This window comes from Saccharothrix sp. 6-C (assembly GCF_016695385.1).
In the GTDB taxonomy this organism is placed as follows: Bacteria; Actinomycetota; Actinomycetes; order Mycobacteriales; family Pseudonocardiaceae; genus Actinosynnema; species Actinosynnema texasense.
On record NZ_CP064192.1, the window covers coordinates 4,169,674 to 4,178,633 of the forward strand.

At 75.8% G+C, this 8,960-nt stretch carries 1 protein-coding gene; it reads right to left on the minus strand.

Features of this window, described 5'->3' with window-relative positions:
• Nucleotides 1-3: 3 nt before the first annotated feature.
• Nucleotides 4-8,958: a type I polyketide synthase gene (locus tag IOD16_RS40385; protein WP_236595067.1), complete on the minus strand. Its 8,955-nt coding sequence runs from the start codon at nt 8,956-8,958 to the stop codon at nt 4-6.
• Nucleotides 8,959-8,960: the final 2 nt, after the last annotated feature.

Genomic DNA, 8,960 nt, shown 5'->3' on the forward strand with positions numbered 1-8,960 from the left:
GGATCAGCGGGCGGCGCGGCCGAGCTGGTTGTCGATGAAGTCGAACAGCTCCGCGGTGGAGTCGAAGTCGGTGCGGACGTCGGCCGGCTCCGGCTCGGTCCAGCGGGACAGGATGGTCCGCAGCCGCACGGTGACCTGCTCCCGCTGCTCGTGGCCGACCTCCGCCAGCGTCGCCTCCAGCCGGTCCAGGTCGGCCAGCACCGGCGTGCCCCCGTCGGGCGCGAGGCGGTCCAGGAGGACGCCGGTGAGCGCGGCGGGCGTCGGGTGGTCGAACACCAGGGTCGCCTCCAACGCGACACCGGTCTCGGCGGTGAGCCGGTTGCGCAGGTCCACCGCGGTCAGCGAGTCGAACCCGAGGTCGTTGAACGGCTTCTCCAGGTCCACCCGGCGCGGGTCGCCGTGCCCGAGGACGGCCGCGACCTGGGCACGGACGACCTCCTCCACGATCCGGCCGCGCTCGCCGTCGACGGCGGACGCCACCCGTTCCGCCAGCGGCACCCGCGGCGCGCGGACCAGGTCGCGCAGCAACGCGGTGCGCGGCAGCTCGGACACCGGCACGGCGACCACGACGGGCCGACCGGTGACGACCACGTCCGGTCCGCCGATGACCGCCGTGCCCGGCAACCCCTGCGCGGCGCGCTCGTGCGCCAGGGCCTCCATGAAGGCCACACCGGCCGCGTAGTGGGCGTGACCGGCCGCGCCGAAGCCCTCCGCGGCGGCTGCGAAGACCAGCTCGCCGGGCGTCTCCCGGTGCAGCCGCCAGGCCTTCTCGGCGGTCTCCCGCAGGACGTCGGCCAGCACGTCGTCGGTGAGGGCGGCGAGGGTGCTGGGGGCGGGCGGCGCGGGCCGGTGCACGACCGCGTCCTCAGGCACGGGCCGGGCCTCGGCCGCCACCCGCGCCAACCGGGGCGCGAACGCCCGTCCGTCGCGGAAGACGACCTGCGGCTCGCCGGACGCCACGACGGCGGCGAGGTCGCCCGTGCCGCCGACCAGCACGATCCGATCCGGCGCCTCCACCTGCGCGGCCCGCACCAGGCCCCACACCGCCGCCACCCCGGGGTCCGCCGGGTCGGGGGTGAGCACGACCGCCCGCCCGGTGCCCGTCGCACGTTCGCGCAGCGCGGCGAGCACGTGCCGGGTCGCGGTGTGCGCGGTGGCCACCGGGTCCGGGCCGGCTTCGACCCGGATCACGTCCGGTTCGGCGCCGTCGGCCTCCGGCAGGTCGACCGGCGCCCAGGTCACCTCGTACAGCGGCACACCGTTCAAGGCCCGGAACTCGACCGAGTCGACGCGGGCGACTTCGTTGCCGTGCTCGTCGCGGAACACGGAGTCGTCCACGCGCACGGCCGTGCCGGCGGCCGTGGCCCGCAGGCCACGCCACGCGGCGGCTTCCAGGTCGTCACGCGCGAGCAGCGTCAGGTCCACCTCGGCGTCGACCGCCGGGCCGGCCGTGAGCGTCCCCCTGGCCTGCTCGACCCACCCGTCCTGCCACGCGTGCACGCTCACCGGCCGGGTGTCCCCCTCCCGCTCGCCCACCTTCAGCTGGACGCGGCCCACACCGGGCAGCGCCGCGATGTCGAGGTCCACCACCGGGAACCCGACCTCGCGGGCCGCGTGCCACACCAGGGCGGCGACGCCCGCGCCGGTCAGGGGTTCGGTCAGCGTGCCGGTGAACAGCACCTCGTCACGGTCCGCCACGTGCACCGGCTCGTCCAGCACGGGGTGCCCGCTCGTGGTGCGCGGCTTGGCGGACAGCCAGTACCGCTCCCGCTGGAACGGGTAGGTGGGCAGCACGGTCCGCCGGCCGGGGAACGCCGACCAGTCCACCGCCACACCCCTGGCGTGCAGCTGGGCGAACAGCTCCACCGCCGTGCGCTGCTCGGACCGGTCGCGCCGCAGCGCGGGCAGCGCGGTGTGCCCCTCGGGCAGCACGGCCGCGAGCAGGCCGGTCAGGATCGCGTCCGGCCCGATCTCGACGAACGTCGTCACGCCCCGGTGGAGCAGGGTGCGCGCGGCGTCGTGGAACCGCACCGGCTCGCGGACGTGCCGCACCCAGTACGACGGGTCGGTCCAGTCGGCGTCGTCACCGACGGTCGACACGACGGGGATCTCCGGCCGGCGGTAGGTCAGCTCCCGCGCCACCGCCCGGAAGTCCTCCAGCACCGGGTCCATCAGCGGCGAGTGGAACGCGTGGCTCACCGTGAGCCGGGTGTGCTTGAACGCCTTCGCGCAGGCCAGGACCGCGTCCTCGACCCCGGACAGCACCACCGAGCGGGGCCCGTTCACGGCGGCGACCGCCACGCCCCCGGGCAGCTCCAGCTCGTCCTCGGCCGCCTGCACGGCGACCATCGCGCCGCCGCGCGGCAGCGCCTGCATCAGCCGGCCGCGCGCGGCGACCAGCTTCGCCGCGTCCGCCAGGGACAGCACCCCGGAAACGTGCGCGGCGGCGATCTCGCCGATCGAGTGCCCGGCGACGAAGTCGGGCCGCACGCCCCACGACTCCAGCAGCCGGAACAGCGCCACCTCCACCGCGAACAACGCGGGCTGCGCGGTCCCCGTCTCGTCGAGGCCGTCGCCGGAGGAGATCGCCTCGCGCACCGGCAGGTGCTCGCACACCTCGTCGAACGCGCGGGCGAACACCGGGAACGCGCGGGCCAGCTCCAACCCCATGCCGACCCGCTGCGCGCCCTGCCCGGTGAACACGAACGCCGTCCGCCCGTCGCGCACGCGGGGCAGCGCCACGGCGTCGCGCAGGTCGGCGGGAGACTCGGCGGCGACGACCGCCCGGTGCTCCAGCAGCGCACGGCCCGTGCCGAGCGTGCGGGCGAGGTCGGCCGGCGGCACGTCGACTTCGGCCAGCCGTGCCAGCTGGTCGGTCAACGCCTGCGGGGTGCGGGCGGACACCACCAAGGGCACCAAGCCGTCGGCCCGGTCGACCTCGGCTTCCGCCGGTGCTTGTTCGAGCACGACGTGCGCGTTGGTGCCGCTGATGCCGAACGACGACACCGCGGCCCGGCGCGGCCGGTCGGCGGCCCACTCGCGCGCCTCGGTCAGCAGCTCCACCGAACCGGACGACCAGTCGACGTGAGGTGTCGGCTCGTCCACGTGCAGCGTGCGCGGCAGCACGCCGTGCCGCATCGCCTCGACCACCTTGATGATCCCACCGACGCCGGCGGCGGCCTGGGTGTGGCCGAGGTTGGACTTCAACGACCCCAGCGCCAGCGGCCGGTCGCGCTCGCCGTACACCGCCAGCAGCGCCTCGGCCTCGATCGGGTCGCCCAACGTCGTGCCGGTGCCGTGCGCTTCCACGAGGTCGACGTCGGACGGCTCGAGGCCCGCGGCGGCGAGCGCGGCGCGGATGACGCGTTGCTGCGCCGGACCGTTCGGGGCGGTGAGGCCGTTGGACGCCCCGTCGGAGTTGATCGCCGTCCCGCGCACCACGGCCAGCACCGGGTGCCCGTTGCGCCGGGCGTCGGACAGGCGCTCCACCAGCAGCACACCGACGCCCTCGGCCCAGCCGGTGCCATCGGCCGACGCGGCGAACGGCTTGCAGCGGCCGTCCGGCGCCAGGCCGCGCTGCCGCGAGAACTCCACGAACGCGGTCGGTGTGGCCATCACGGTCGCGCCGCCGGCCAGCGCCAGGTCGCACTCGCCGCGGCGCAGCGCGCCCACCGCCAGGTGCAGCGCCACCAGGGACGACGAGCACGCCGTGTCGACGGTGATCGCCGGACCCTCCAGGCCGAGCGCGTACGCGACGCGGCCGGAAGCGACGCTGCCGGACGTGCCGCCGACCAGGTAGCCCTCCAGTTCGGGCGGCAACGCCCCGCCGGTGCCGTAGTCGTGGTACATCAGGCCGGTGAACACACCGGTCTTCGTGCCGCGCGCCGAGTCCGGGTCGACGCCCGCGCGTTCCAGGGCCTCCCAGGAGGTCTCCAGCAGCAGGCGCTGCTGCGGGTCGGTCGCCAGCGCCTCGCGCGGCGACATGCCGAAGAACTCGGGGTCGAACAGGTCGGCGTCGTGCAGGAACCCGCCCTGCCGGGTGTAGGTCGTGCCGGGGTGATGCGGGTCCGGGTGGTAGAGGCGGTCGAGGTCCCAGCCGCGGTTGACGGGGAACTCCCCGATGGCGTCCCGGCCTCGCGCGACCAGGTCCCACAGGTCTTCGGGCGTGCGCACGCCTCCCGGGTAGCGGCACGCCATGCCGACGATCGCGATCGGCTCGTCGGCCGCCGTCGCCGCCTCCGCGGCGGGCTTGACCGCACCCGCCAGGTGCTCGGCCAGCGCGGCGGGCGTCGGATGGTCGAACACCAGCGTCGTGGGCAGCCGCCGTCCGACGGCCTCGGCGAGCCGGTTGCGCAGCTCGACCGCGGTGAGCGAGTCGAAGCCCATCTCGCTGAACGCCCGCTTCGCGTCGACGCCGGCCGGGTCCGAGTGCCCGAGGACGGCCGCCACGTGCGACCGCACCAGGTCCGTGAGCGCCCGCACGTCGCCGGCGCCCGACGTACCCGCCGGCACCGTCTTCGGCTTGCCCGCGGCGCGGCGCCTCGGCGCCAGCTCCCGCAACGCCGGGTGCGGGTCGTCGCGCAACGCGCCGCGGTCCAGCCCGGTCACCGCGAGCACCGGTTCGCCGGTGGTCAGCGCCGCGTCGAACGCCGCCAGCGCCGCGTCCACCGGGATCGGCTTGAGCCCGAGCCGGCGGATCCGCTTGCGGTCCACTTCGGACAGCCCGCCGGACAGCGCGCTGTCGGACTCCCACAGGCCCCAGGCCAGGGATGTCGCGGGCAGTCCGAGCCCGTGCCGGTGGCGGGCCAGCGCGTCGAGGAACGTGTTGCCCGCCGCGTAGTTGGCCTGGCCCGCGGTGCCCAGCACGCCCGCGATGGACGAGTACAGCACGAAGGCCTCGACGTCGCCGGCCAGCTCGTGCAGGTTCCAGGCGGCGTCGACCTTGGGCCGCAGCACGCGGTCCACCTGGTCGGGGGTCAGGGAGTCGAGGGTGCCGTCCGCCACCACGCCCGCCGCGTGCACGACCGCCGTGACCGGGTGTTCGGCCAGCACGGCGGCCAGGGCGTCGCGGTCGGCCGCGTCGCACGCCACCGACACGACCTCCGCGCCTTCGACCTCCGGGGCCCTGCCGCTGCGGCTGAGGAGCACGAGCTTGCGGGCGCCGTGCCGGGTGACCAGGTGTCGGGCGATGGCGCCGCCCAGCGCGCCGCTCGCGCCCGTGACTAGGACCGCGTCCCAGTCCGGGCCGTCGACGACGGCGCGCGGGGCCGGGGTGAGGACCGGTTCCAGGGCCTGCCCGTCACGCAGCAGCACGAACCGGCCGGGGTGTTCGGCCGCCGCGCTGCGGACGAGCCCGGCGACGGCCGCGTGCGCGAGGTCGTCGGTGGTGTCGACGCCCAGGACGCCGGCCGGTCCGGCCGCCCAGTCGCGGAGCTCGCCGAGCACCTGGTGCGTGACGCGGCGGACCTGCTCCGGCACCGGGCCGGGCGGGGTCTCGACGGTGAGCACCCGGTCGACGCGGGCCGGGGTGGTCCGCGGGGTCGGGGTGAACAGCAGGTCCGCGCCGGTGACCGGGCCGGTGAGCGGGCGCAGGACGAGGTCGGCGACGGAGACGACCGGCGTGCCCGTGCTGTCGGTGACCAGCAGGGCCACCGAGTCCGGGCCGTTCGGGGTGATCCGGACGCGCAGCGAGGTGCCCGCGGCGCCGTGGAACCGAACGCCGGACCACGAGAACGGCAGCCGCGCCGGGCCGTCCTCGACCAGGCCGGGCAGCAACGGGTGCAGGGCCGCGTCGAACAGCGCCGGGTGCACGGTGAAGCCGGTGGGCGGCACGTCCGCGGTGACCTCGGCGAAGATCTCGTCGTCGGCCCGCCACACCTTGCGCAGGCCCTGGAACGTCGGCCCGTAGCCGTACCCGTGCCGGTCCAGGCCGTCGTAGGACACCACGACCTCGGGTGCGGCGGGCGGCCACTCGGCGAGGTGGTCCGCGGGGTGGTCGGCCGGGTCGGGGGTGCCGGTGGCGTGCCGGGTCCACGGCCCGTCGTCCCGGCGGGAGTGGACCTCCACGGTGGTGGCGGAGCGGACCACCTGGACGGTCACCGCGCCGGTGTCGGGGATGACCAGCGGTGCGGTGACGGTCAGCTCGGCGACATCGCCCGCCAGCTCGACCAGCGCCGTGCCGGGCAGGACGGCCGTGCCGTGCACGCGGTGCTCGCCCAGCCACGGGTGGGTGGCCAGGGAGAGCTTGCCGGTGAGCACGCTGGAGCCGTCCGGCAGTTCGACCGACGCACCGAGCAGCGGGTGCCCGGACGACGTGAGGCCGGCCGCGGACACGTCACCGCTCGCCGACGGGGTGAGCCAGTAGCGCTTGCGCTGGAACGCGTAGGTGGGCAGCGGCACCTTGTCCGCGCCGGGGAAGACGGCCGCCCAGTCCGGGTCGACGCCGCGCAGGTGCAGCCTGGCCAGCGCGTCCGCGACCGTGAGCGGTTCGGGCCGGCCGGCCCGCAGCAGCGGCACGGCCTCGACGTCGTCGAACGCGGCGGCGGTGAGCCCGCTCAAGACGGCGTCCGGGCCGATCTCCACCACCGTGCGCATGTCGCGGTTGCGCAGGACGACGAGGGCGTCGTGGAAGCGGACCGTGGCGCGGACCTGCCGCACCCAGTACTCGGGATCGGTCCAGTCGGAGCCTTCGGCCACGGTCGACACCACGGGGATGCGCGGCCGGTGGTAGGTCAGGGTCCGGGCGACCGCGCGGAACTCGTCCAGCATCGGGTCCATCAACGGCGAGTGGAACGCGTGGCTGACCGCGAGCCGCTTGCCGCGCAACCCCTCGGCGGCCCGGAGGACGGCGTCCTCCGGGCCGGACAGGACCAGCGAGCGCGGCCCGTTGACGGCGGCGACCGCCACGCCCTCGGGCAGGTCCAGCTCGTCCTCCGCGGCCCGGACCGCGACCATCGCGCCGCCGGGCGGCAACGCCTGCATGAGCCGGCCGCGCGCGGCGACGAGTCGGGCGGCGTCGGCCGACGACAGCACACCGGCCACGTGCGCGGCGGCCAGCTCGCCGATCGAGTGGCCGACCAGGAAGTCCGGGCGCACACCCCACGACTCCAGCAGCCGGAACAACGCCACCTCGACCGCGAACAGGGCGGGCTGCGCGTTGCCGGTGAGGTCCAGGTCCGCGCCGGACTCGATGACGTCGCGGACGGGCAGGTGCTCGCACATCTCGTCGAACGCGCGCGCGAACACCGGGTACGCCTCGGCCAGCTCCGATCCCATGCGGACCCGCTGCGCGCCCTGCCCGGTGAACGCGAACGCCACCTTGCCGCGTGGCGGGAGCACGGCGGCCGGGAAGTCGTTCAGGTCGGTGCCCGCCGCCCGGTACGGCATGGGCGTGCGGGTGGCCAGCGTGAACGCCGCGTCCCGACCGGACGCGCCGGCCTCGGCGAGGCGCTTCGCCTGCGCCGCCACCGCTTCCGGGCTGCGGCCGGACAGCACGAACGGCACCGGCAGCGCCGGGTCGTGCACGGGCGCCTCGTCCCGAGGCGTCTCCCGCTCGGCTGCCCCGTTCTCGGGCAGGACGTGCGCGTCGGCTTCTTCGATCACCACGTGCGCGTTGGTGCCGCCGAACCCGAACGACGACACACCCGCTCGACGCGGCCGGTCCCCGCGCGGCCACTCCCGCGCCTCGGCCAGCAGCTCGACCTTGCCCGCCGACCAGTCGACGTGGCTCGACGGCTCGGCGGCGTGCAGCGTGCGGGGCATGACGCCGTGCCGCATCGCCTGCGCCACCTTGATGATCCCGCCCACGCCGGCCGCCGCCTGGGCGTGCCCGATGTTCGACTTCAGCGACCCCAGCCACACCGGCTGCTCGCGGTCACGGCCGTAGGTGGCGAGCACCGCCCGCGCCTCGATCGGGTCGCCCAACGTCGTCCCGGTGCCGTGCGCCTCCACCAGGTCCACGTCCGAGGGCGACAGGCCGGCCGCGGACAGCGCGCCGCGGATCACGCGTTCCTGCGCCGGCCCGTTCGGCGCGGTCAGACCGTTGGACGCGCCGTCGGAGTTCACCGCGCTGCCCCGGATGACCGCGAGCACCTGGTGGCCGTTGCGGCGCGCGTCGGACAGCCGTTCCAGGAGCAGCACGCCGACGCCCTCGGCCCAGGCGGTTCCGTCGGCGTGGTCGGAGAACGACCTGCAGCGGCCGTCCGCGGCGAGCCCGCGCAGCCGGGAGAACTCGATGAACGCGGTCGGCGTCGACATCACCGTGGCGCCGCCGGCCACCGCCAGCGAGCACTCGCCCCGGCGCAGCGCGTTCGCCGCCAGGTGCACCGCGACCAGCGACGACGAGCACGCGGTGTCCACGGTGACGGTCGGGCCCTCCAACCCGAACGTGTAGGCCAGCCGACCGGACGCGATGCTGCCCGCGCTGCCGCTGAACAGGTAGCCCTCCACGTCGTCGGGCGGCAGGTTCGGGCGCGAGCCGTAGTCGTTGTACATCACGCCGACGAACACGCCGGTCTTGCTGCCGCGCAACGACTCCGGGTCGATGCCCGCGCCCTCCACCGTCTCCCAGGTGGTCTCCAGCAGCAGCCGCTGCTGCGGGTCCACGGCCAGCGCCTCGCGCGGCGACAGGCCGAAGAACCCGGCGTCGAACCGGTCGGCGTCGTGCAGGAAACCGCCGTGGCCGGTGGTGGACCGGCCGACCCGGTCCGGGTCGGGGTCGTGCAGGTCGGCGGGCCAGCCCCGGTTGGCGGGGAACGGCGTGATCGCGTCCCGCTCCTCGGCCACCAGCCGCCACAGCTCGTCGGGCGTGCTGACGCCACCGGGGTAGCGGCAGCCCATGCCGACGATCGCGACGGGCTCCTGGTCGCGGTCCTCGACCTCCTTCAGCCGCCTGCGGGCGTCCCGCGCGTCGGCGATGGCCCGCTTGAGGTAGTCGCGGAGCTTGCTCTCGTCAGCCACGT